This is a genomic window from Thermosporothrix hazakensis, assembly GCF_003253565.1.
Taxonomy (GTDB): domain Bacteria; phylum Chloroflexota; class Ktedonobacteria; order Ktedonobacterales; family Ktedonobacteraceae; genus Thermosporothrix; species Thermosporothrix hazakensis.
This window is the reverse complement of the sequence record NZ_QKUF01000010.1, coordinates 164,553-184,704: the sequence shown is the minus strand read 5'-3', so window position 1 is coordinate 184,704 and position 20,152 is coordinate 164,553. Positions and strand designations below refer to the sequence as shown.

Annotated in this window: 20 protein-coding genes; 6 read left to right on the top strand and 14 right to left on the bottom strand. The window is 56.2% G+C overall.

Annotation, left to right across the window (positions count from 1 at the left end):
• Window positions 1–16: 16 nt before the first annotated feature.
• From EI42_RS15970 to EI42_RS15955, 4 genes are all read right to left on the bottom strand, one after another.
• The gene (locus tag EI42_RS15970) at window positions 17–640 is read right to left on the bottom strand and encodes a TetR family transcriptional regulator (RefSeq protein ID WP_111323621.1); all 624 of its coding nucleotides are present in this window, start codon (window positions 638–640) and stop codon (window positions 17–19) included.
• A 175-nt stretch (window positions 641–815) separates the two neighbouring features.
• Entirely contained in the window at window positions 816–1,157 is a 342-nt protein-coding gene (locus EI42_RS15965; protein ID WP_111323649.1) for a cupin domain-containing protein, read from the bottom strand.
• 231 nt (window positions 1,158–1,388) lie between these two features.
• A complete protein-coding gene (locus tag EI42_RS15960; protein WP_111323620.1) occupies window positions 1,389–1,613 on the bottom strand; it encodes a hypothetical protein in 225 nt (74 codons plus the stop codon).
• A 64-nt stretch (window positions 1,614–1,677) separates the two neighbouring features.
• Entirely contained in the window at window positions 1,678–1,905 is a 228-nt protein-coding gene (locus EI42_RS15955; protein ID WP_170142671.1) for a response regulator transcription factor, read from the bottom strand.
• Window positions 1,906–2,002: 97 nt separating this feature from the next.
• Here EI42_RS15955 and EI42_RS15950 point away from each other — a divergent pair, with 97 nt between their 5' ends.
• Together EI42_RS15950 and EI42_RS15945 are read left to right on the top strand one after the other, a co-directional pair.
• Entirely contained in the window at window positions 2,003–2,626 is a 624-nt protein-coding gene (locus EI42_RS15950) for a TetR/AcrR family transcriptional regulator (protein WP_111323618.1), read from the top strand.
• Window positions 2,623–3,762 carry an FAD-dependent monooxygenase gene (locus EI42_RS15945; RefSeq protein ID WP_111323617.1) on the top strand — a complete coding sequence of 380 codons (1,140 nt, stop codon included), beginning with the start codon at window positions 2,623–2,625 and terminating at the stop codon, window positions 3,760–3,762. Before EI42_RS15950 ends, EI42_RS15945 begins: the two co-directional genes overlap by 4 nt.
• 87 nt (window positions 3,763–3,849) lie before the next feature.
• On the opposite strand, the gene EI42_RS15940 is transcribed toward EI42_RS15945, so the two are convergent.
• The 3 genes from EI42_RS15940 to EI42_RS15930 all read right to left on the bottom strand — a co-directional run bounded on the left by EI42_RS15940 (window position 3,850) and on the right by EI42_RS15930 (window position 6,108).
• Window positions 3,850–4,650, bottom strand: a complete 801-nt coding sequence (locus tag EI42_RS15940; protein WP_111323616.1) for a class I SAM-dependent methyltransferase — start codon at window positions 4,648–4,650, stop codon at window positions 3,850–3,852.
• A gap of 21 nt (window positions 4,651–4,671) precedes the next feature.
• A complete protein-coding gene (locus EI42_RS15935) occupies window positions 4,672–5,262 on the bottom strand; it encodes a Clp protease N-terminal domain-containing protein (RefSeq protein WP_170142670.1) in 591 nt (196 codons plus the stop codon).
• Window positions 5,263–5,529: 267 nt separating this feature from the next.
• A complete protein-coding gene (locus tag EI42_RS15930; RefSeq protein WP_111323614.1) occupies window positions 5,530–6,108 on the bottom strand; it encodes a TetR/AcrR family transcriptional regulator in 579 nt (192 codons plus the stop codon).
• 148 nt (window positions 6,109–6,256) lie between these two features.
• Between EI42_RS15930 and EI42_RS15925 the strand changes: the two genes are divergently transcribed.
• On the top strand, window positions 6,257–7,201 hold the full coding sequence (locus tag EI42_RS15925) for an LLM class flavin-dependent oxidoreductase (RefSeq protein WP_111323613.1): 945 nt from the start codon (window positions 6,257–6,259) through the stop codon (window positions 7,199–7,201).
• A 203-nt stretch (window positions 7,202–7,404) separates the two neighbouring features.
• Here EI42_RS15925 and EI42_RS15920 read toward each other — a convergent pair whose 3' ends face one another.
• Both EI42_RS15920 and EI42_RS15915 read right to left on the bottom strand, forming a co-directional pair.
• A complete protein-coding gene (locus tag EI42_RS15920) occupies window positions 7,405–8,154 on the bottom strand; it encodes an endonuclease/exonuclease/phosphatase family protein (RefSeq protein WP_111323612.1) in 750 nt (249 codons plus the stop codon).
• 295 nt (window positions 8,155–8,449) lie between these two features.
• A complete protein-coding gene (locus EI42_RS15915) occupies window positions 8,450–9,301 on the bottom strand; it encodes a DUF1206 domain-containing protein (RefSeq protein WP_111323611.1) in 852 nt (283 codons plus the stop codon).
• Window positions 9,302–10,418: 1,117 nt separating this feature from the next.
• Between EI42_RS15915 and EI42_RS15910 the strand changes: the two genes are divergently transcribed.
• A complete protein-coding gene (locus EI42_RS15910) occupies window positions 10,419–11,819 on the top strand; it encodes an amino acid permease (protein ID WP_211326201.1) in 1,401 nt (466 codons plus the stop codon).
• 71 nt (window positions 11,820–11,890) lie between these two features.
• Here the strand turns inward: EI42_RS15910 and fes are convergent, their stop codons facing one another.
• Window positions 11,891–13,162, bottom strand: coding sequence for an enterochelin esterase (fes, locus tag EI42_RS15905; protein WP_111323610.1), 1,272 nt, complete (start codon window positions 13,160–13,162; stop codon window positions 11,891–11,893).
• 354 nt (window positions 13,163–13,516) lie between these two features.
• On the opposite strand from fes, the gene EI42_RS15900 reads away from it, so the two are divergent.
• Window positions 13,517–13,912 (top strand): (R)-mandelonitrile lyase, encoded by a 396-nt coding sequence (locus tag EI42_RS15900; RefSeq protein ID WP_111323609.1) that lies wholly within the window; start codon window positions 13,517–13,519, stop codon window positions 13,910–13,912.
• 167 nt (window positions 13,913–14,079) lie between these two features.
• Here the strand turns inward: EI42_RS15900 and EI42_RS15895 are convergent, their stop codons facing one another.
• The 4 genes from EI42_RS15895 to EI42_RS15880 all read right to left on the bottom strand — a co-directional run bounded on the left by EI42_RS15895 (window position 14,080) and on the right by EI42_RS15880 (window position 19,698).
• Window positions 14,080–16,431, bottom strand: a complete 2,352-nt coding sequence (locus EI42_RS15895) for a glycoside hydrolase family 3 N-terminal domain-containing protein (RefSeq protein ID WP_111323608.1) — start codon at window positions 16,429–16,431, stop codon at window positions 14,080–14,082.
• Window positions 16,432–16,458: 27 nt separating this feature from the next.
• On the bottom strand, window positions 16,459–17,340 hold the full coding sequence (locus EI42_RS15890) for a carbohydrate ABC transporter permease (protein WP_111323607.1): 882 nt from the start codon (window positions 17,338–17,340) through the stop codon (window positions 16,459–16,461).
• Window positions 17,341–17,370: 30 nt separating this feature from the next.
• Window positions 17,371–18,285, bottom strand: coding sequence for a carbohydrate ABC transporter permease (locus EI42_RS15885; protein WP_111323606.1), 915 nt, complete (start codon window positions 18,283–18,285; stop codon window positions 17,371–17,373).
• Window positions 18,286–18,366: 81 nt separating this feature from the next.
• The gene (locus tag EI42_RS15880) at window positions 18,367–19,698 is read right to left on the bottom strand and encodes an ABC transporter substrate-binding protein (RefSeq protein ID WP_111323605.1); all 1,332 of its coding nucleotides are present in this window, start codon (window positions 19,696–19,698) and stop codon (window positions 18,367–18,369) included.
• 211 nt (window positions 19,699–19,909) lie between these two features.
• On the opposite strand from EI42_RS15880, the gene EI42_RS33320 reads away from it, so the two are divergent.
• Window positions 19,910–20,101 carry a hypothetical protein gene (locus tag EI42_RS33320; RefSeq protein ID WP_211326200.1) on the top strand — a complete coding sequence of 64 codons (192 nt, stop codon included), beginning with the start codon at window positions 19,910–19,912 and terminating at the stop codon, window positions 20,099–20,101.
• The last annotated feature ends 51 nt before the right edge of the window (window positions 20,102–20,152 follow it).

Here is a 20,152-nt window from a genome sequence, read left to right as displayed (position 1 = left end):
TTCGCATTGGTGGTTCTCAGGGTGCCGAAAGAATCATGTGATGAAAGATGGTGACTAATTCGGTTGTATAGGTTTCCAGGTCAACAGCGCGCAGGAGGTTCGGCGTGAGCATATATTCGCTGATGGCTCCACGAATGGCGCTTGCCATAACGACGACATGAAAAGCGCGAAACTCTCCTGTCTGCTGTCCCTCTTGCAAGATCTGTTGAAGTTCGTGGTTCAGCGGGTCCGCCTCATCATCATCCAGCTTATAGAAGGGGACGCCGTCCGGTGTGCGTGCATTGAAGAGGATTTCCACGAGCGCCGCGTTATGCCTGGGGTGCGTTCCCTGATAGGCCAGACTGGCGGTGATAAAGGCTTCAAGCTTCTCACGAGGTGTCTTCTGCGCGCGCACGCGTTCCTGTACATAGGTAGTACTTGCGATAAGGAGCGCTTGCAGCGTCTGAATCATCAGATCCTGCTTGTCATGGAAGTGGTAGGAAATGAGCGCAGTGCTGATCCCTGATCTTCTGGCGATCTGGGCCAGACTGGCGTTCGCAAAGCCGATCTCATCCAGCGTGGTGATGGCGGCATCAATAATCTGTGCCCTTCGAGCCTCCGTGATAAATGATGGTTTGTCGTCTCGCTTTTTCTCATCCATTGTACGAACTCTCTCGATGTCCTCTTTGCTTTTGATTGACCGTTCAAATTTTTGATCAACTAATCAAGATCACATTCAGATTGTACCATGCAGGGTGCTCTCTGGTCAAGGTGAAAAATATGTGGAGGCCAAAAAACAGGAAGTGTCAGCGCTGGCACTTCCTGTCTGTGTGTGGTTAACGGTCGAGGAATTCCTGAACAACGGCCTCACTCGGATGCATGCTGAGCATCTGAAGTGGCTCTTCTCCTGAGTTCTTGAACTGGTGTGGCGTGTTGGCAGGGACAATCACGACGTTGCCTGCATGAATGATGAGTGTCTCGTTCCCGATAGTAAAGGTGGCCTGACCATGAAGCAGGACAAAGATTTCTTTATATGGATGCACGTGCATATCCGGGCCCTTGCCTGGCGGCGTAAGGACCCAGAAGAACGAGAGGGGAATATTCCCGTATTCACGTCCCTGAAAGCGATAGGCCGTTGCGTTTAGCTGAATGTTTTCTTTTGGTAGAAGTGTATACATTGTTCTGCTCCAGGTTCCGGGCTGAAGCACGGAAATAACCATTGCCCGGGCGTTTCCATCCCGCTATCAAGGGTACGTGATGCGGTAGGGTTCGCATATCTGGATTCCTTTCGATGTGAAAAATAGGGAATGCGTCTTTACTGGCTTTTTTGGTGCAGAGATTGATAGCGAGATTGCGCCATACTTCCAAACGCACGCAAAACAAGAAGGTCCGTAGCAGGAGGATATTCCTTATTCAGGGCTTTTCTTTGCCTGTGGAGGCTCTTCTGTTTCCAGCGAGAGCAGCACCAGACCAAGCCTGCGAGTATTGAGCAGAATGCGATAGAGCGCGGCCTGATCGGGGAGTGTTCCGTACAGGAATGTCTGTCCCGATGGCTCATGCTGAATGGTGAGCTGCTCAAACCATGCTTGCCAGGTTGGATCGAGATGCCCTTGCACACGGATACGATATTGCATCTTTCCGTTTTCCTCTCTGCGTTCAAGCTATCCAGAGTGTATGGCGCGAGTGGGTAAGTTGTGCTCACCTGATGGGATGATTGTGTTGGGTGAGCGAAGGACTAGAGGAGGCCAGCGCACGAGCCACCTCACCGGCCTTGTGGCGGTTGTGCACATTGAGCTTGCGATAGATGCTCTGGATGTGAATTTTGACCGTATTGATTGAGATGAACAGCTCACGGGCAATCTCGGGATTGGAACGCCCGACCGAGAGCAGGCGCAAGACGCGCACTTCCTGCTCGCTGAGAGACAAACAGTCCTTTTTTCTGCTTGACAGGCATCTCTTGTCTCGAATATAATATGAACGTGCTCAATTTTGACCAGGTTCACTTTTCTGAGAGGAGGGCCACATGTCTGGCCTACGTGAACGAAACAAGCAGGAGAAGCTGAGACGTATTCAGCAGGCCGCCTGGCACCTGTTTATGCAGCAGGGCTTTGAGGCGACCACAACCCGACAGGTGGCAGCACTGGCACAGGTGGGGAGCGGCACCCTGTTTCTCTATGCGAAGGACAAGCAGGATTTATTGCTGCTGGCCTATAATGAGATGCTTGAGGAGACAATTGAACAGGCGTTTCGTTTGTTGCCACCGGAGGGGAGTGTGCTCGATACGCTTGTCTGCCTGTTTCAATCATTCTTCCGCCTCTATCAGCAGCACCCGGAGAACGCGCGTGTCTATGTTCAGGTGATCGCGTTACAGGCCCAGGCACAGCGATATAGAGAACAGGCATTACAGCAGATTGAGCGCTTCGGGCAGCAGCTCGCCGAGCTTCTGACGCAGTTTCAGCATAAAGGAGCGCTTGCGCCAGATGTCTCTGTGGAGCAGGCAAGCAAGAACTTTTTCGCGCTCTATTTTGCGATCCTGTGCCAGTGGCTCAGCGGTCAGCTTCCCTTTGAGGAGGCGCAGGGAGCGGCGTTACGGCAGGCGTTTGCCTTGCAACTACGTGGGATGGAACCACAAGGAGAAAAAAGATGAGCGATCTTCCCGTTTTGATTATTGGTGCTGGTATTGGCGGCCTCACGACGGCGCTCGCGTTGCGGCAGGCGGGCTATTCCGTACGGGTCTTTGAGCGGGCTCAGGAGGTGAAGGAGGTCGGAGCCGGGTTGACGCTCTGGGCGAACGCGCTTGGAGCGTTGCGGAAGCTTGGCCTTGAGCATATTGTGCGGGATCTCGGAAGGCCCGACGCGCTGCCAATCGGCTTCTATACCGCTCGTGGCAAGCAACTGATGCAGCTTTCGCCGGATGAGATGACGCGCCACCTGGGAGCGCCACCTGTGGCGGTCCATCGTGCGGAGCTTCTGGCCGCGCTTCGCGACGCTGTTGGCAGGGATTCCATTGAATGCGGTGCCAGATTGATCGCCTTTGAGCAGGATGAGGATGAGGTGACTGGCATCTTCGCGAACGGGCAACGCGTGCGCGGGTGTCTCTTGATCGGGGCCGATGGCATTCATTCGCAGGTGCGGCAGCAGTTGTTTCCCGGAAGTCAGCCGCGCTATGCGGGGTACACGGCCTGGCGCGGCGTGGCAACAGGCGTGAAGCCCGAACTGATGGGGGAACTGTGGGGACGCGGGCTGCGCTTTGGCATCGCGCCGCTGACGAGAGATCGGGTGTACTGGTTTGTCTCGTGCAACATGGCGGAGCATGAGGCTGAAAGCGTGGAGAGCCGTTCGTATCTCCTGACCCTGTTCAGGGGATGGCACCCGCTGGTGAGCGAGCTGCTGAAGGCGACCGAGGCCGCGTCAATCTTGCGCAATGACATCTATGATCTTGCTCCACTGGCTTCCTGGAGCCAGGGGCGGGTGACGCTGCTAGGAGATGCTGCCCACGCGATGACGCCGAACATGGGGCAGGGGGCCTGTCAGGCGATTGAAGATGCCTGTGCGCTGGCGGCTGCGCTCCGTACGGCTCATGCTCTTCCCGAGGCATTGCGGCTCTATCAGCAGCAGCGGCTGAAGCATGCCAACGGGGTGCTTGCTCGATCGCATATGATCGGAACGGTGGCGCAATGGGAACACCCTGTTGCCTGCCTGTTTCGAGAACGGGTGCTTGCGCTGACGCCCGGTCGCCTCTTCCTCAAACAGCTCCAGCCAATCGCCGGTGGCCATGCATGATCTCAGTGTGCCACGATCTGGAATGAAAGCCCACCTTGCAGATGGCGCATGATGGGCCCTCTTCCTCTCGTCAATAGACCACTGCCTCTATTTGACGGCGAGCAGGACGTGGTAGCTCATATACCAGGGGATCGGTTCGGGCCCGATGTATTGTTGTGCGGCCTGTCTGAGCCGATCAATTCCGATCTCCTGTTCGCTGAAGTTGGAGAGGCCGCTAAATGCACTGGTTTGCATCATCTCCAGAAAGCGGGTTGCGTCTCCTTGCTCGGTGTGGTGCAGCCAGGTTTCACGGGTGAAGCGAAAATGGCCGCACTCGCGCATGTTGTCGAGGTGTTTGGTCTTCGGCCAGATAGACAGGTTCTGAACGAGCCCGCGCTGCTGGACGAGTTTCACCATATGTTCGCTCATCTCCTGCCCGAGCCGATCAAGCTCCCAGTGGATGAGGGGTGGCCAATCATAGTCATATACCGCGAAGAGCCCTCCAGGGCGCAGAATCCGGGCGACCTCGGCCAGCGTTGACGTTGGTTCCATCCAGTGGAACGCCTGAGCGGCAGTGACGATATCCGCACATGCGTCAGGTAGGCCGGTCTGATGGGCCACACCCTCACGATACTCGATATGAGCCGTAGCGGGAATATTGTGGAGCTTGAGCTTGTGCATTGCTACTTTGCGCATGTCGGCATTGGGCTCAATCCCGATCACGCGTTGTGCTCGATCAGCCCAGACAGCGCTTGACAGCCCGGTTCCGCTTCCCAGATCCACCACCAGGGCGGGCTGCGGGGTCGCGATGAGCTGCGTCAGGAGATCAAGCAGTGCTGGCGGTGGTGTCGGACGTGCCCGATCATACCTGTTGGCCTTTCCTGTCCAGATGTTGCTAGATGGACGCATGCGTTTTCCTCCTTGTTGTTGCTACCCGAGGAGCCTGGAAATCTGTTCGCGAACTTTCCCCAGAACGCCAAACGTATCGAGAATATCGGCAGCGACGCCGCCCCCCTCACGTACGATGCCGAGCAGGATGTGTTCTGTGCGCACATAGGCGCTTCCCTGCCGCTCTGCTTCGTCCATTGCGAGGGAGAGAACCTTGCGGGCGCGGGGCACATAGTCAATGTCCTCCTGGACCGGCTCGTCTCCCCGCCCGATCTTCGCTTCGACCGCGGCCCGGACGGCGTCAGGGGTAACGCCCAGTTTTTCCAGTGCCAGGGCAGCAATCCCCTTTTGTTCACGTAAGACGCCCAGTAAGAGGTGTTCGGTCCCGATAAAGTCGTGATTGAAAGTCAGGGCCTCTTCACGAGCGAGTGAGAGCACATGCCGGGCGTGCTCATTGAAGCGACTGAGGTGTTTACCGGGAATCCAGGTCGGTTGATAGCTCTGTAATGCCTGAAACAGGAGCTGGTTGAGAACACTGGTAATCGTGCGATCCTCCGTCTCGGCGATTCGCGCCAGTTGCTCATAGAGGTAGACCGGGATTTCGACACGCTGGCGATCCTTACTTGATGGCATACGGCCCCTTTCTCCGTGAGCGTGGTATATACGGTGGTATTTTCTGTTCTCAGCATACCACTGTATATACCCTGGTGTCAAGCTCATATGTTGCGCTCCATTTCGCCATATGGATGCTTGCAGCAGCCCGGGCCTGCTCACGGGAGGCTCGTGTCTGCATGCGCTGGTACAGTGCTCGCTCCTTGGAGTGCAGCGGCGTGGTTGGCTCAAGCGTGTGGCCGACTCTAAGCCAGAGGAATCCCCCGGCTTGCGACTGAGTTGTGTCGATCAGCGCTCTTTGCTGCTGCGCGGCTTGAGTTCGGGGCCTGCAATCGCGCTGCTGATCTGACTCATCCAGGTGGCGAGTTGCTCGGGAGAGCAGGGTTGCTGCTGTTCCAGCCACCAGATAGTGGCCCCAACACCCGCATAGGCGATGCTGGCGATCTTCAAGTCAAGGGGTGGCTCGTTGCTTGCGGCCCTGGCCTGAGCGAACAAAGCGCGGAAGTGGCGCTCTGTGTTCTGACGGAAGCGCTCAACGAACGAGGGGTCGCCCTGTGGACCGAGCATGACGCGATAGAAGTCGGCGAATTGCTCGATGTGCTGAAGCAGGCGCAGGGGGCCGGGCTCGTCCGGAGTATTGCGGTTATCAAGCAAGGCATCAAGTTCGTTGAGCAGTTGATCAAGCAGGTCATATTTGTCCAGATAGTGACGGTAGAAGGTAGAGCGGTTAATCATTGCACGCTCGGTGATGTCCTGGATGGTCAATGCGGCGAAACCCTTTTCGACAGTCAGGTCAATGAAGGCCTGCTGAATCAGTTTCCGGGTGCGGAGAACGCGAAGATCTTTGTGGGCCTCTGACTTCTGCATCAGTTTTTCCTTTGCCGTTGCGTATGCAACAGTTTCCTTTTCTTTGCTGGTTGACGCTCTATTCTATCTCCTGCTAGGCTGGTTTTGCAACAGAGCGTCGTGTATGCATCACCACGATGCCGTTTTTCAGAGATAAAGGAGAAGATCGATGAATCAATCTGTCCGTGAGCGCATTGGACTCTCGGTTCAGCCGCAAGAGCCTGCGAAGCTGGTGGAGACGCTGGTTGAAATAGAGAAGGTGGGAGTATCGCATATCTGGATCGGTGGAGCGCCCTGGGAGCCCGACATCCTGACGGTGCTGACCGCGGCAGCGATGCGGACTACCCGGCTCAAAATGGGAACGGCTATTATCCAGGCGTTTGCACGCCATCCGGTCTTTCTGGCGCTTCAGGCGTCCAGTTTTCACGCGCTGGCTCCCGGAAGGCTGCAACTGGGGATCGGCGCGAGTTCGCCTCTGTATGCGAAGCGTGCCTATGGGATCGAGATGGATGCGCCGTTTGCGTACCTGCGCGAGTATATGCAGGTGTTGCGTCCTCTGTTGCACGAGGGCGCAGTCCGGCATCAGGGGCGCTTCCTGACAACGGATATTGAGTTGCCCACGACGGCCCCGATTCCATTACTGATGGCGGCGCTCGGGCCGAAGGCTTTCCGGCTTGCGGGTGAGATCGCGGATGGAGCGATCTCGGCAATGTGTCCGGTTCCGTATCTGCTTCATACGGCTCTCCCGGCCCTGCAAGAGGGGGCTACTCGTGCGGGGCGGAAATGTCCTCGGCTGGTGGCACATGTGCCGGTCGTCTTTACGGAGGATCGCGAGACGGCTTTGCAGATCGGGCGGCAAGCCATGCGGATCTATACCACGCGTCCGAACTATCGCACTATGTTTGTGGCGGCGGGCTTCTCGCTGGCGGAGATCGAAGCGGTTTCGGAACGACTGGTTGAGAGCCTACTGGTCTATGGCGATGAACGCAGGATCCGGGAACGGCTGTTAGAGCTGCTTCACACCGAGATCGACGAACTGACGGTCGGGCTGATCCCGGTCGCTGATGCGGCTCAAGAGGCGCTGCGGCTGGCGCGGCTGATTGGCGAGTGGTGAAGCGTGTGTAAGCGGTGAGCCGGGTGTGATTCGCGAGCAACTGGCAAGCGGTGAAATCAGGTCGGGGAGACATGTGCTTTACCCGACCTGAGCTCTGCCCGGACGCCGATGCTGGCGAGCATGCCGCCGTAGACCCGCTGAACTCCTTTCGTCTCATAGGAGATCGACGTACAGAGCTGGCTTGTTGGGAGTCCCCTTTGCTGTTACGCGAAATCGACCTGTACAGGCAGGTGATCGCTGGCCCGTGATGTCAGCTCGTTTGAGAGCACGTTGCAAGTTCGCACGTCCTGAGCAAGGCTCGGTGAGGCGAAACAGTAGTCGATGCGCATGCAGGGGGCGTCCCGGCGCGCGTCACAGGTGTAGCCCTCTTCGGTGGGATGCAGTGCGCGGTAGCAGTCGACAAGGCCGGCCTCCCGGATGCGCGCTATGACCAGACGCTTCGCCTGCTTGATAAGTAGCCGCTCATCGTGTTCTCGGTGGCCTTCGGGCACAAGCGCAACCGGATCACCCGGGGCAATCGCATTCAGATCTCCGACCAGCAGGAGCGGCTCTTTCAGCATTGGTTCTATGGTTTCCAGAATGGCCTTGATTTCGTCCTCGCGACCCTCTTCATACACATCTTCATATCCTGCCCGCAGGTGTGTTGTGCACAGGTGGAGCGTCGTGCCCTTCCATGCAACATCGATGGCCAGCAGGGTTTTATGCAGGACGGGAAGTCGATAATTGCGAACCTGGAGAACAGGCAGGCTGCTCAGCCAGGCCACATGATAGTCACTGTTGGCCTCGCCGAAGACCAGGTGCATCTTCAGGGCGCGGGCTAATTGCTCGGCATTGCTGCGGTCATTGGCCTCTTGAAGGGCGATCATATCGGGGTGCTGGTTGTGCAAGATCTGGGTGATGACCGGGATTCTGTCCTCTCCTCCATCGAGGATGTTATAGGTGATAACTCTCACTGTTCACTCCTGAGAAAGAAACATCGGGCGCCTCCTGCTCTCAAAAAGAGGCTGATGACAGGCTGAGGAAGCGGTATCTCTCCATATTCGCATTTCTGCCGCCGGAAAGCAAGCAAGCGCGCGAAGACCCTCTTGCGTGATCAAGAGCACCAGCATGACAACGTCACTCACGCCCCCTGATGCTTCTATCTTCGATCAGGCCGACGATGATGGCTCATAGAAAAGGCGAGAAGTGCAATACACTCCTCGCTTGTGGTCTGTGGCGTGTAGAGATGACAGGCATAAAGTGCGATCGTTAGTAATGCTGGATGTTATGGTAGCGTGCCTCAATAAAGCAGTATAGCCCATAGGCGACGAACCCAAGCGCGATGATGGCGAGCAGGACCGCCCCGAATGGTTGATGCGTCAGTTCCAGCAGGGCCGAATCCAGCCCTTTCGCTTCATTGGGGTTATGTTGAAGCGCTGCGAGAATCAGGAAGATACCAATAATGACGAAGACGACTCCTAAGGCGGCATGCCCGATTCTTCCCAGCAGCATAACGCCTTCGCGCATCCCGGGAGAGAGGGAACTGAGATCGAGAGCCTGCTGAAATGAGGCCTTGTAGACTTTGACAAACAGAGCAATGGCAATACCAAGCACGATCAGGCCGACAATGACCACGAGGACGACGCCGAACGGCATTTGAAGCAGGCGGGCCGTCCAGTCCTGAGCGGAGTCAGTGGAGTTCTTGCCCGCGCTTCCTGTGCTGGTGGCCAGATGGAACGCGCCAATACCGAGCGCGATATAGGAGATGCCGATTCCTGCATAGCCAAGCCGGGAGAGAATGCCTTTGGCGTCTTTGCCTTTTCTATCAACGTCCAGTATAGCCTGCATCTCGCTCCAAAGCGCGTAGCCGAACAGGCCGATAGCGACAATACACATCAAGGCCTGTCCGAAAGGTTGATTGGCTATGGTCTGAAGTGCGCCCCGCTGGTCAGTGGTTCTTCCGCCGAGGCCGAAGGCAAGCTGTACGGCCAGAATACCAACGAGCAGATAGACGATCCCTTTTGTGATATAGCCGAAGCGGGCCAGGTAGGCAACCCAGCGGTTTTTTGCGACCTGGTTGGCCTTTGCCTGTACCTTCTCGGGGGTGTTTGCTGAATTCATCTATACCTCTCCTCTGATCCCACCTGACGCATGCGCTTCCTTGCCGCAGGTTTGTCTGCGAAGCAGTGAACCGTTGATAATACGCCCCGTCGTTGGTGGGGTATCTTTTCCAGAACTTCATTTTGTCCCATCAGGCCACGAGCGGCGATGTGTCTGATGGCCTTGAGCAGATGTCTCTTTTCTGCTCTGCTTCTATTCCTCTCTATCTATACGATGAGAACGATGCGGATAGATGCATAGAAAAGGGGGAATCGGGTAGGCGGAGCAAAAAACATCAATGAACAGAGGGGGGGGAGTGCGCAGTGCCTTCAATGTGGGAGAGCGAAACAAGAGCACGCTGCGGAGATGCGTTATGTCTCGGTCTCTTCCTCGCAATGAAACAGAAATGGGTCATTTGCCCCTCTTCATGTTTCATGTGTACATCTACACCTGAAAGGTAGAGCAATATCCCTTCTAAGGTGAGAGGTAAAGAAGGAATATGCATGATACGCGATACCAGGTTTCTGCTCGGTTTGGGCCTGAGTGCAACCCTGTTGATCCAGGCGCCTGTTTTCTTTTATGGGATATCCGATCATTTTAAACTGTCCGGGTCTGGTAGATGGTATGCTGATAGTCCTGTATCTCGATCTGCCGATGCTGCTAATGCTGCTCCTTGTGGGCTTCTGGAAAACGCGTCGTCTCGGTTCTCTTCCCTTGATATTACGTGTGATTGAGGAAGGAAGAGTACAATCAGCTTTCAGGTACATATAGACTTCCACTGTAAGAGAGATAGGGGTACAGGGCCTGGCAAGGTGAACTGCCGGGCCTGTTTGCCTGGTATCGTGGTCGAATTGAAGCGGGGCGGCAGGCAGAGTGATGAGCGGCGCCGCTTCTTTTTTGTATCCTCGTATTTCATGCACGAGGCGGGATGAATCGTTGCGGAGAAGATAACTGTATTTCTATACAGATTGAGCTGTAATGGTCTTTTTCGTTGGAGATGTAAAACAGTTGACTTCGACACCGCAGCATATGATAAGATTTTCGTGAGGATGTGAATCCTCCGCTGCCTTGTCTCTGCAACTGCCGGGGCAGGGGAGAAGTGAACATCGGATATGTGGAAAGGGAGGTGTTGGTCAAGGTGGTATCGAAAACAAAGGCTGTAGGACAACTAGAGGTACAGGATGCCACATCGTCAACCCGCTCAAAGCGCTCTCTGGGCTTCTGGATGTGTACGTCGCTGGTTGTGGGGAATATGATTGGTTCAGGAATCTTCCTTCTCCCTGCTTCGCTGGCTTCATATGGAGGCATCTCGCTTGTGGGTTGGGGTTTGACCGCTGCCGGAGCGACCTGCCTGGCGTTGCTGTTTGCGCGTCTGGCATCGATGGTTCCTCGTGAGGGAGGTCCCTATGCGTATACACGGATGGCATTTGGCGACTTTGCCGGGTTCTGGATCGGTTGGGGTCACTGGATGTCGTTATGGATCGGGAACGCGGCTATCAGCGTTGCGCTGGTGAGCTACCTTCAGGGGATGTTCCCCATCTTGAGTGAACAGCGCTGGCTCTCCGGGGTTGTGGCGCTGGCGCTGCTCTGGCTGATTACTGGCGTTAACACGCTCGGGGTCAAAGACGCGGGCATTATGCAGGTGATTACCACCATCTGTAAGCTGGTCCCGTTGCTGGCGCTGCTGGTTTTCGGATTTTTCCGGGTCGATTGGCAGCATTTTGTGCCGCTCAACCCCAGTGGTAAGCCGCCCATTGACGCGATTACAGCAGTCGCGGCCCTGACGTTCTGGTCATTTCTGGGGATTGAATCGGCGACCGTTCCCGCGGGGTATGTCAAAGATCCAGCGAAGACAATTCCTCGCGCGACTCTTCTGGGCATACTGATTACCTCACTGGTATACATCCTGAGTACAACAGTCATCATGGGGATCATGCCGCTGTCGCGCCTGGGCCATTCATCGGCGCCCTATGCCGAAGCGGCGGGTCTGCTCTGGGGATCGTGGGCCTCGTACGCGCTGGCGATTGGGGCCGTCATCTCCTGTCTGGGTGCCTTGAATGGCTTAATGATGATGGCCGGTCAGGTGCCGATGGCCGTGGCACAGGATGGGCTTTTTCCGCGCATCTTCGGGCGAGTGTCTCGTCAGGGAGTGCCGGTCTTCGCGCTGGTGCTTTCGAGTACGCTGGCTTCGCTGCTGTTACTGTTGAACTATATGGGCCCCGGCAATCTGGTAGAGATGTTCAGCTTTATTATTCTGCTCGGGACGCTCACCAGCCAGATTCCGTATGCCTTCTGTGCCATTGCTGAACTGATTCTGTTCTTCACGCGACGTGACCTCTTTAATGGAAGGCGTCTGTTCGGATCGAGCATGTTTTCGATTCTTGCGTTTGTCTATTCCGTCTGGGCGATTATCGGAGCTGGTGCGACCACAGTGCTCTATGGCTTTGTGCTGTTGTTGCTTGGCCTGCCGGTATATGCGTGGATACGCAAGCAACAGGGCGAGAAGGTAGAGGGAGGTACTGACGAAGAGGCGGCGTAAGCGAAAGCGTTGAAGCAACCGGGAGGGAGCGTCTGCGATGATGGCGCTCCCTTTTTCCTCTGAAAAGGTCGTCAGGAAGCGTCAGACAGCCAGGGCCCGGCAAGTGTCAGCAGGCCATTTGCCAGGGAGCCACGACGAACAATATATTCATGACCGCCATTGAACTCATGGTAATAGACCTCGTATCCCTTCAAGTGCAGGATGTCTCGCAGGTGTCGGGTACAGGGGATCATATCGACGAAGCCGCTTCGTTCCTTTGTGCCAACCTCAAAATAGAAGCGGAGGGGCAGACGTGGATGTGCAAGAAACTGCTGGGTGAGCCACTCCTGAGGAATCCCGTCCTCGGGATCTTTGTCCCACCAGAACGAACCGGACATCGAGAGCACGTTGCCGAACACCTCGGGAGCTCGCAAGCTCACGAAGGCTGCTGCTAACCCGCCATAGCTGGAACCACCCACAATCACCCGGGTGGGATCTTCTGTCACACGATAGCGCTGACGAAGCCAGGGGAACAGCTCCTGTGTGAGAAAATCCACGAAGGGCGGATAGCAGGGAAGCTCACGGTTGCGTATCGGGAGTTTCAGGCTATCGACAAACACTGCAACGAGTGGCGGGATCTTTCCCTCACTCAGCATATTCTCGATGATAGTGGGAGTAGGAACCGTCTCAAGATAGGCCCATCCATCGAATAAAAGGAGCAGGCCATAGGGTTCGGCCTCGGGAGTATAGCCAGGTGGGGTATAGACCCAGATACTCCGCTCGTTACCAAGAATCTCGCTACGGAGCCGATGGTGCGTGATGTGTCCCCGGGCAACCCCTTCGCGAGGCTCGTTCCAGGGCTGTGGTGGAGCTTCAGGAAGCTCAAGAATGGAGAACTGCAATTCTCGCTCGTCCGGGATATCAGGGTCACGACGCTGCACAAAGACATGGGGATTCAGCGGGTCGACCGTCATCCGCGAAATAAAATTGACCCAGTTATTCATAGGCGGCGTCAGCGGATCATTCGGTGAGAGCAAATAGGTACAGCGCAAATCGGCCTGTATGCGATAGGTTCGGTACCAGAGATCGGTGTCAAGCAGGCGCGTCATCTGGTTCTTTTGTGGGTCCTTCCAGGCGGCCAGGCGTGCGAAAACCACCACGTTATGAAGCGGTCCCTGTGCGCCGGTATCACGCCAGAGAAAGGTGACATAATAATGCTTTTTATCACCCTCAACAGGCTCAATCAGCGGCGCTCCGCGTTCGGTGATCTCCTGCCAGAAGAGCCCAAGCGCCTCGCTCCTGCCCGCAACGAGCTCCCGTTCCAATGCCGCGAGCCGGGGACTAACAATAGCTCCTTTTGTCATACTGTTCAGATGCCTTTCGATTCTAGAAAAAAGCTCGCGTGGAGTCATAGCTGCGAGCCGCTTTCATCCGGCGGAAAAAGGGGATCGATCTTTTCTCTCCGTCTAAATCCGACCTGTCAGGTAAGATATTAGCATACCCTGATCTTTCGGGTCAAGAAAATGGCTGGTCTGAGCTGTCCTGAAGCCCTGCCTCTTTGAACATTCTGCCGTCGCGGACCATTGCTCTGTTCTCCAGACTGTCTATACTGGTAGCAGGCAGCGCAGGCTTCTCTGCTCTGTCGCTGTCCTGAAAAAACGACAGCATTGTTCTCTCCCCCTACGTGATAGAAGAATGCAAAAGCTGGAGTAAGAAGAATGGATATCAAAAGATGTGGCTCGCAACCATCCGGGAAAGGGCCGACCGAGTACTTTACCGGCACAGTGCGTATTGACCCTCTCTTCGAGGCCCCCGATCCGGCCCGCATAAATGGCGCCAGCGTGACCTTTGAGCCGGGTGCTCGAACGGCATGGCATACACACCCGCTCGGCCAGACACTGATTGTAACGGCTGGCTGTGGCCGGGCGCAGCGGTGGGGCGGTCCGATAGAGGAGATCCGACCGGGAGACGTGATCTGGTTCCCGCCAGGTGAAAAACACTGGCATGGAGCCGCTCCAACAACAGCCATGACTCACATCGCCCTTCAGGAGCGCCTTGATGGCAAAACCGTCGACTGGCTGGAAAAGGTGAGCGACGAGCAGTATCAGGGGTGAGCACTGCCAGACATAGAGCCTATGCGGAAGGTCTATGAAGGCTCAATTCCAGCCGCTTCATGCGTTGTTGCCTTTGCGATCAATGGAGGACGTGGGGTGACCCCCAGGTCTGGATGCTGAGTGAGCGGCCTGACAGATGAGAGCCCATCTGAGATGGGCCCTCTCACTCAGTCAATCGCGACTGTGGTATCAACGATCTCTCGCTGTTTGAACGTGACCGTCTCGCCCTCCAGCGTTATGGTCTGTTCAAGGCGGATGTCGGCTGAGGAAGCGCCGACGCTGAAACGGAAAGCTCCCGGCTCGGTCACAAAGCGCATGGCGGGATCATAGAAGGCGAGTCGCGACGGATGGACCGTGAAGGTGATGGTGCGTGCCTCATTTGGGGCAAGTGAGATCCGGGCGAACCCGAGCAGGATGCGATTGGGACGGGCGACAGACGCAACCAGATCGCACCCATACAGTTGAACGACCTCGTCGCCTGCACGCTCTCCGGTATTGCGTACTTCCAGCGAAACCTGTATCGGATCGGTGGTCTTGCCAGCCTGGATGTTCAGGTTGCTGTAGGTAAATGTCGTGTAGCTCAGGCCGTGGCCGAAGGCGAAGAGAGGCGTGGTCGGAGCATCAACATAGTCGTCGAAGAACATAGCACGATCACCGCCCGCCCGGGTTCCCGCGTAGATGGGGACCTGACCGACCACGCGTGGCATACTGACAGGGAGGCGCCCGCTCGGGTTGACGCGCCCGGTTAAGATGTCTGCAAGCCCGTTGCCGCCTTCTTCGCCTGCCGGGAAGAGTTGAAGCAGCGCGTTGGCCCGTTTCGCGACCTCGCTCAGCGTGTGAATGCGCCCGCTGAGCACAACGACGACCAGCGGCGTGCCGGTAGCAGCGAGGGCCTCGATCAACTCGGGCTGAACTCCGGTAAGATCAAGATTGGTGGCGTCGTTGGCCTCGCCCACTGTGACCGGTCGTTGCAGGCCGCTCTTGCCCGCGACCACGACCACCGCGACATCTGCATCACGAGCGATCTGGACCGCATCCGCGAAACCGGAGCGATCCTCGCCAAGCACCTCGCACCCCTTTGCATAGCGGATCTCTACCCGGTCGCCCAGGGCAGCCTGTAAGCCCGCCAGTGGAGTGACGTGAGGGGTATAGTAGGGGCCGGGCGCGTACTCTCCGGTCGCCTTTGGCGTCGTCAGGCCCACAGCATCGGGCTCCTTGTCAGAGGCATAGATCAGCTCCAGATGAGTCGGGTAATGATAATCGCCTTGCAGGAGCCGTGCATCATCTGCACCCGGCCCGATAATCGCGAGGCGCTTCAGGGTTGGCGAGAGCGGAAGCACTCCATCATTTTGCAGGAGAATCGTGGATTCCGCGACGACTTTGCGAGCGAGATCGCGCTGCTCTGGAGTCTGGAACGCGCTGCTTGCGGCTTCCTCATCGACATAGGGCTGCTCGAAGAGTCCCAACTGGAACTTGAGTCGCAGGACGCGCCGCACGGCTGTGTCGATGACGTCCAATGACAGCCGTCCCGCCTCAATCTCGGCTTTGAGCGGCTCCCCATAGCAATTGATGAGCGGCAGTTCCATATCAAGTCCTGCCTGCAAGGCCAGTCGTGCGGCCTCTCCCAGTGTGGCCGCGACCCGGTGATGATAAAGAAGCATCTCGATAGAGGAATAATCAGCGACGGCGGCCCCGGTAAAGCCAAGCTCGTCACGGAGCAGGTCGTTCAGGATAGCGGGACTGCCCGCGCATGGAAGACCATCAACCGAGGCATACGAGTTCATGATAGTTGCGATTCCCGTATTTCTGATGACGGTCGCAAAGGGGTCCGCGTAGACTTCGCGGAGCTCTCGCGGGCCGAGGTGTACCGGGGCCCAGTTGCGTCCACCCTCGGAAAGTGCATAGCCAAGAAAGTGCTTGCCGGTCGCTGCGACGCCATGCGCGAGATCGTCGCCCTGCAAGCCCTGCACATAGGCGGTTCCGATGGCGCCGATCAGGACAGGGTCTTCGCCATAGGTCTCCTCGACGCGTCCCCATCGTGGATCGCGTGCGACATCGAGCACTGGAGCAAGGGCGTGTCGCGCTCCGACGGCCATCATTTGCGTCCGAATGGCCTCCGCAACCTGCTTGACTCGTTCTGGATTCCAGGTGGCGGCCAGCGCAATGGCCTGGGGAAAGACGGTGGCATCGCGATGGCAGAAGCCTCCGGCGGCCTCTTCATGTACAATGATCGGGATACCGAGCCGCGTTTGCTCGATGACGCTTTTTTGCAGCGCGTTCATCAGCCGTGCGCTCTCGCGTGGGCGTAACCCGGTAGCAGCGCCGATACGCGTCACTTGGCCGATCCCATGCGGGATCTTCTGACGCACCAGGTCAGGATCAAAGGTGCCCGTGCTGATGAAGGCGGTGCTCCAATAGCTGCCGAGCTGAGCAAGCTTTTCATCCAGAGTCATCAGGGAGAGCAGGTTTTCAACACGCTCTTCAAGCGGGGCATGTGGATCACGATACGTTGCAGACATACTCGTTTGTATCCCTTCTATTCAACACTATTTGCTGAAGCCTGCGACCAGGCCGCTGAGCAGTTGTCGCCTGCCAAAAATGTAGAGCAGGATAATCGGGGTCGCCGACAGAAAGACCGCTGCCATAATCGCCGGGACATTGGTTGTATACTGGCCCTGGAAGTTCCAGAGAGCGAGCGGGAGCACACGAACATTGGTGCTCTGCGTCAGAACCAGCGGGAACAGGAAGCCATTCCAGACCTGGATAGTCTCATAGATGATGACGGTGGTCAGCGCCGGGCGCGATAATGGAAGCACCAGGGCGCGCAAGATGCGGAAATGGCCCGCGCCATCAATGAGCATCGCTTCAAAGAGCTCTCGGGGAATATCTCTGATGTAGGTCACAAGCACCAGCACAGAGAGCGGAATACCGAAGGCGACACTGGGCAGGATGAGCGCATACAGCGAGTCGTAGAGGTGCAGGTTGATAGTGATCGCATAGATCGGAATAATCGTTGCCTGAAGGGGAATGGCTAACCCGACAAGGAAGAGGTTGAAGATGAATTGCGTCACCCGATTGCGTATCCTTGAGATCGCGTAGGCGCTCAACAGCGACACGATAACGATCAGCAGGACACTGAACACCGTGACAAAAACCGTGTTCATGAAATACAGTCCGAAGTCGCTGGCGAGCACCGAGCTATAATTTTCCAGCGTGGGATGCGATGGAGGCAACCAGGGAATGTCTGTAAAGTAGTCGGAGAGCGGGCGCAGGCTGGTTCCAAACATGTACAGTACGGGAAAGAAAGCAATGAGAAACCAGATAATCCCGAACGTGAATGGGAGGATCTCCCACCACCCGCGCCGCGGTGCTCGTTGGTTCTGGTGTTGGGTATCAGCGATCTGCTGAGAAACTATGTCTGCACTCATAAAACACCTTCTTTTCTAGCTCTGCTGATACTACAGGCCTTCGAGCTGGCTTGACATCCTGGTAAAGCCAGTGAACCGGAGAAACACAAACGAAAGGACGACACCGAAAAGGGCCAGGACGACCGCCAGCACGCTACCATAGCCTACCGCCTGGTTCGGGAAAGCCGTGATGTACATATGGAGTGGAAGCACGCGAGTCGCGTAGCCGGGCCCGCCTCCGGTAGTGACCCAAAAAAGATCAAAGTAGGTGAGAGAACCGGTGCAAATCAGGGTGGTGGAGGTAATCACCGTGTACTTGAGTTGAGGTAACGTGATGAAGAAGAATTGCTGAAGCCGCCCGGCACCGTCTATGGTGGATGCTTCATAGAGTTCTCGCGGGATCTGTCTCGCGCCGCCCAGGTAGAGCAGGGAGTGAAATGGGATAAATTGCCAGCAAATAATCACCATCACGACGAAAAATGCCAGCCCGGGATCTCCTAGCCAGCCTTTTGCCAGTGCTGATAAGCCAATGGTCTTGAGCAGCGTATTCACCAGCCCGAAGTTTGGATCGAGCAGCGCGACCCAGGTGAGGCCGATGGCGACCGCTGAGAAGAGCAGGGGAAGAAAGTAGAAGACGCTGAGCACTGCTCGATACCGCTGCGTGCCGGCCATGAAAACGCCGAGTAACAGGCTGATCGGCGTCTGGACGATCCAGCTTATAAGCATGACTTCAATCGTCAGGATGAGCGAGTTGCCGGTCACGCTGTCCGAGAGCAGCGCAATCCAGTTTTGAAGCCCCACCCATGTTGGCTGTGAGAGCCCATTCCAGTTGGTAAAGCTCAGGTATACCGCGATAAAGAGCGGGATGATCGCGAAGAGAAGATAGAATGCCAGGGCTGGCAGCGACCAGAGGACAGCTATCCATCCGTCTCGTCGGGATACTGCTGTTCTTGTTGACGCGCTCATACGTGCACCTTTCTAGAGTGCTCTCTGTCCGCCCGATACAAGGGGGACAGAGAGCCGGGGCATGTTTCCGAAGTTGCCAGTCTAAGACGCTTTCAGGGTCTTGTTCATGTTGTCGGCAAACTGCTGAGGAGTGATCTGTTTCAAGAACAACCGATCCAGGTTGGTGAGCAGCTCCTGCGCGGGTTGCGGTTGCAGTGCCTGATCCCAGGAAAGCTGGAAGTGAGAGGCTTTCTGCACGAGCTGATAATTGAACTGCAACCACTCGCCATTCTCGCTGCTTGCCAGTTGTGATTCGATTCCCTGAACGGGGGGAACGTTGCCCAGCGCAATAAACTGCTTGACTCCTTCGGGAGCGAGCACCGCATCTTTGAGATACGTGATGCATTTCTGAGGGGCTTTGGAGGCCTTCGAGATCGAATAGAAATTCGATGGATTGCCGCAAATATTGCTGGCGTCTCCCTTGCCACCTTCGACAGCGGGGAAGGGGAACCAGCCGAGCTTATCATTTTTCACGAAGTCGGGGCTGTTTGTCTGGAAGGTCGGGAAGTTCCAGCTTCCTTGCAGCATCATCGCGGCTTTTCCGGTGTAGATCAGGGCGGCATCCTGGTTCGTATCTGCGACGACAGAGGCGAAATTGGAACCGAACGCGTTGCTGTTGATGAGTTGCTGGATGAGCGTCGCGGCCTTGATGACCGCATCCTGAGACCACGAGTTTGCCTGATTGTTGAGGATCGCTTTAAACGCGTCGGGCCCACCGATTCTATCGGCAAGGTATTCCAGGTACATCAGGTACGGCCACTTGCTGGCACCGGCGAGCGCGATCGGAATAATGCTCTGCTTGTTGAGTGTATCGACGATCTTGAGCAGCTCATCCCACGTCTGAGGCGGCTTCAGGTTATGCTTCTTGAAGAGCTCCTTATTGTAGAAGAAGAACAGCGGTTGCATGCCACTGCACGGAACGCCGTAGATCTTTCCATCGAAGGTGGCGCTTTCCAGAATAGAGGGGATGAAGCGGTTTTTCCAGTTGGAGTCCGCGTTCAGGTCGGGGGTCAGATCGTACACATTGTCGGCATCAACATAGTTTTTGAGGATGCCACCGCCCCAACCAATGAAGATGTCAGGGGGATTATGGGCACCCATCGCGATCTGAAGCTTTTGCTTGTACGGGTCATTCTGGAAAAATTCGATGTTCGCACGTACATCAGAATGGGAAGAGTTGAAGCTATTCGTCAGCTTCCTGATCGCCTCTTGATCGCTCCCTGTGCGAATATCCCAGATAGATATAGTGGTACTGTTATTTCCCCCGGTTGATGGCTGATTGTTGCCGACGCCAAAACAAGCGCTGAGCGTTGTCGAGAGGGCAGCGGCACCGGTAACCCCAAAAAATGTGCGTCGAGTGATTTTGGCTTGCATTGTTCAACCTCTCAGGCATCAGTGCCTAACAGACTTCCTGAAGTCTGGACTAGAGAATCTACATACAAATACAGCTTATAAAGGGAAGAACGCGTTGACAGATGTCAGGCAAGCTACCATCAATAGAGTTTCTTCAGTGTTTTCTGGCTGTGAGTTTCCTCCTTTCTGATAAGAGCGAGAACCCGTCTGGAGATAATGACATGCATGGGTCATGCTCGAAATGTTTGCCTGCCTTGAGCAGCGTGAGGAGAAGGAACGGTGTCGTTTCGCGCGGCTCTCAGGGCCGATAATGCGCCTCAGTGAAACGACAGGCAAGAGAATACAGGCAGACCGTTCACCGTTTGAGCGTGCGGTCCCGGCTCACGGCAGTGGCTGTTGCTCCTCAATGATGACCAGGGCTTGATAATGCGCTTCCCTGTTGAGGCGAAAGGGCTATCGCGCCCTGCTCAGGCCA

Excerpts from the sequence above, each read along its gene's own strand:
- EI42_RS15935 (WP_170142670.1), bottom strand. The coding sequence starts at position 5,262 with ATGCCATCAAGTAAGGATCGCCAGCGTGTCGAAATCCCGGTCTACCTC.
- EI42_RS15945 (WP_111323617.1), top strand. The coding sequence starts at position 2,623 with ATGAGCGATCTTCCCGTTTTGATTATTGGTGCTGGTATTGGCGGCCTC.
- EI42_RS15885 (WP_111323606.1), bottom strand. The coding sequence starts at position 18,285 with ATGAGCGCGTCAACAAGAACAGCAGTATCCCGACGAGACGGATGGATA.
- EI42_RS15930 (WP_111323614.1), bottom strand. The coding sequence starts at position 6,108 with ATGCAGAAGTCAGAGGCCCACAAAGATCTTCGCGTTCTCCGCACCCGG.
- EI42_RS15900 (WP_111323609.1), top strand. The coding sequence starts at position 13,517 with ATGGATATCAAAAGATGTGGCTCGCAACCATCCGGGAAAGGGCCGACC.
- EI42_RS15925 (WP_111323613.1), top strand. The coding sequence starts at position 6,257 with ATGAATCAATCTGTCCGTGAGCGCATTGGACTCTCGGTTCAGCCGCAA.
- EI42_RS33320 (WP_211326200.1), top strand. The coding sequence starts at position 19,910 with ATGCTCGAAATGTTTGCCTGCCTTGAGCAGCGTGAGGAGAAGGAACGG.
- fes (WP_111323610.1), bottom strand. The coding sequence starts at position 13,162 with ATGACAAAAGGAGCTATTGTTAGTCCCCGGCTCGCGGCATTGGAACGG.
- EI42_RS15895 (WP_111323608.1), bottom strand. The coding sequence starts at position 16,431 with ATGTCTGCAACGTATCGTGATCCACATGCCCCGCTTGAAGAGCGTGTT.
- EI42_RS15965 (WP_111323649.1), bottom strand. The coding sequence starts at position 1,157 with ATGTATACACTTCTACCAAAAGAAAACATTCAGCTAAACGCAACGGCC.
- EI42_RS15970 (WP_111323621.1), bottom strand. The coding sequence starts at position 640 with ATGGATGAGAAAAAGCGAGACGACAAACCATCATTTATCACGGAGGCT.
- EI42_RS15960 (WP_111323620.1), bottom strand. The coding sequence starts at position 1,613 with ATGCAATATCGTATCCGTGTGCAAGGGCATCTCGATCCAACCTGGCAA.
- EI42_RS15940 (WP_111323616.1), bottom strand. The coding sequence starts at position 4,650 with ATGCGTCCATCTAGCAACATCTGGACAGGAAAGGCCAACAGGTATGAT.
- EI42_RS15950 (WP_111323618.1), top strand. The coding sequence starts at position 2,003 with ATGTCTGGCCTACGTGAACGAAACAAGCAGGAGAAGCTGAGACGTATT.
- EI42_RS15880 (WP_111323605.1), bottom strand. The coding sequence starts at position 19,698 with ATGCAAGCCAAAATCACTCGACGCACATTTTTTGGGGTTACCGGTGCC.
- EI42_RS15890 (WP_111323607.1), bottom strand. The coding sequence starts at position 17,340 with ATGAGTGCAGACATAGTTTCTCAGCAGATCGCTGATACCCAACACCAG.
- EI42_RS15915 (WP_111323611.1), bottom strand. The coding sequence starts at position 9,301 with ATGAATTCAGCAAACACCCCCGAGAAGGTACAGGCAAAGGCCAACCAG.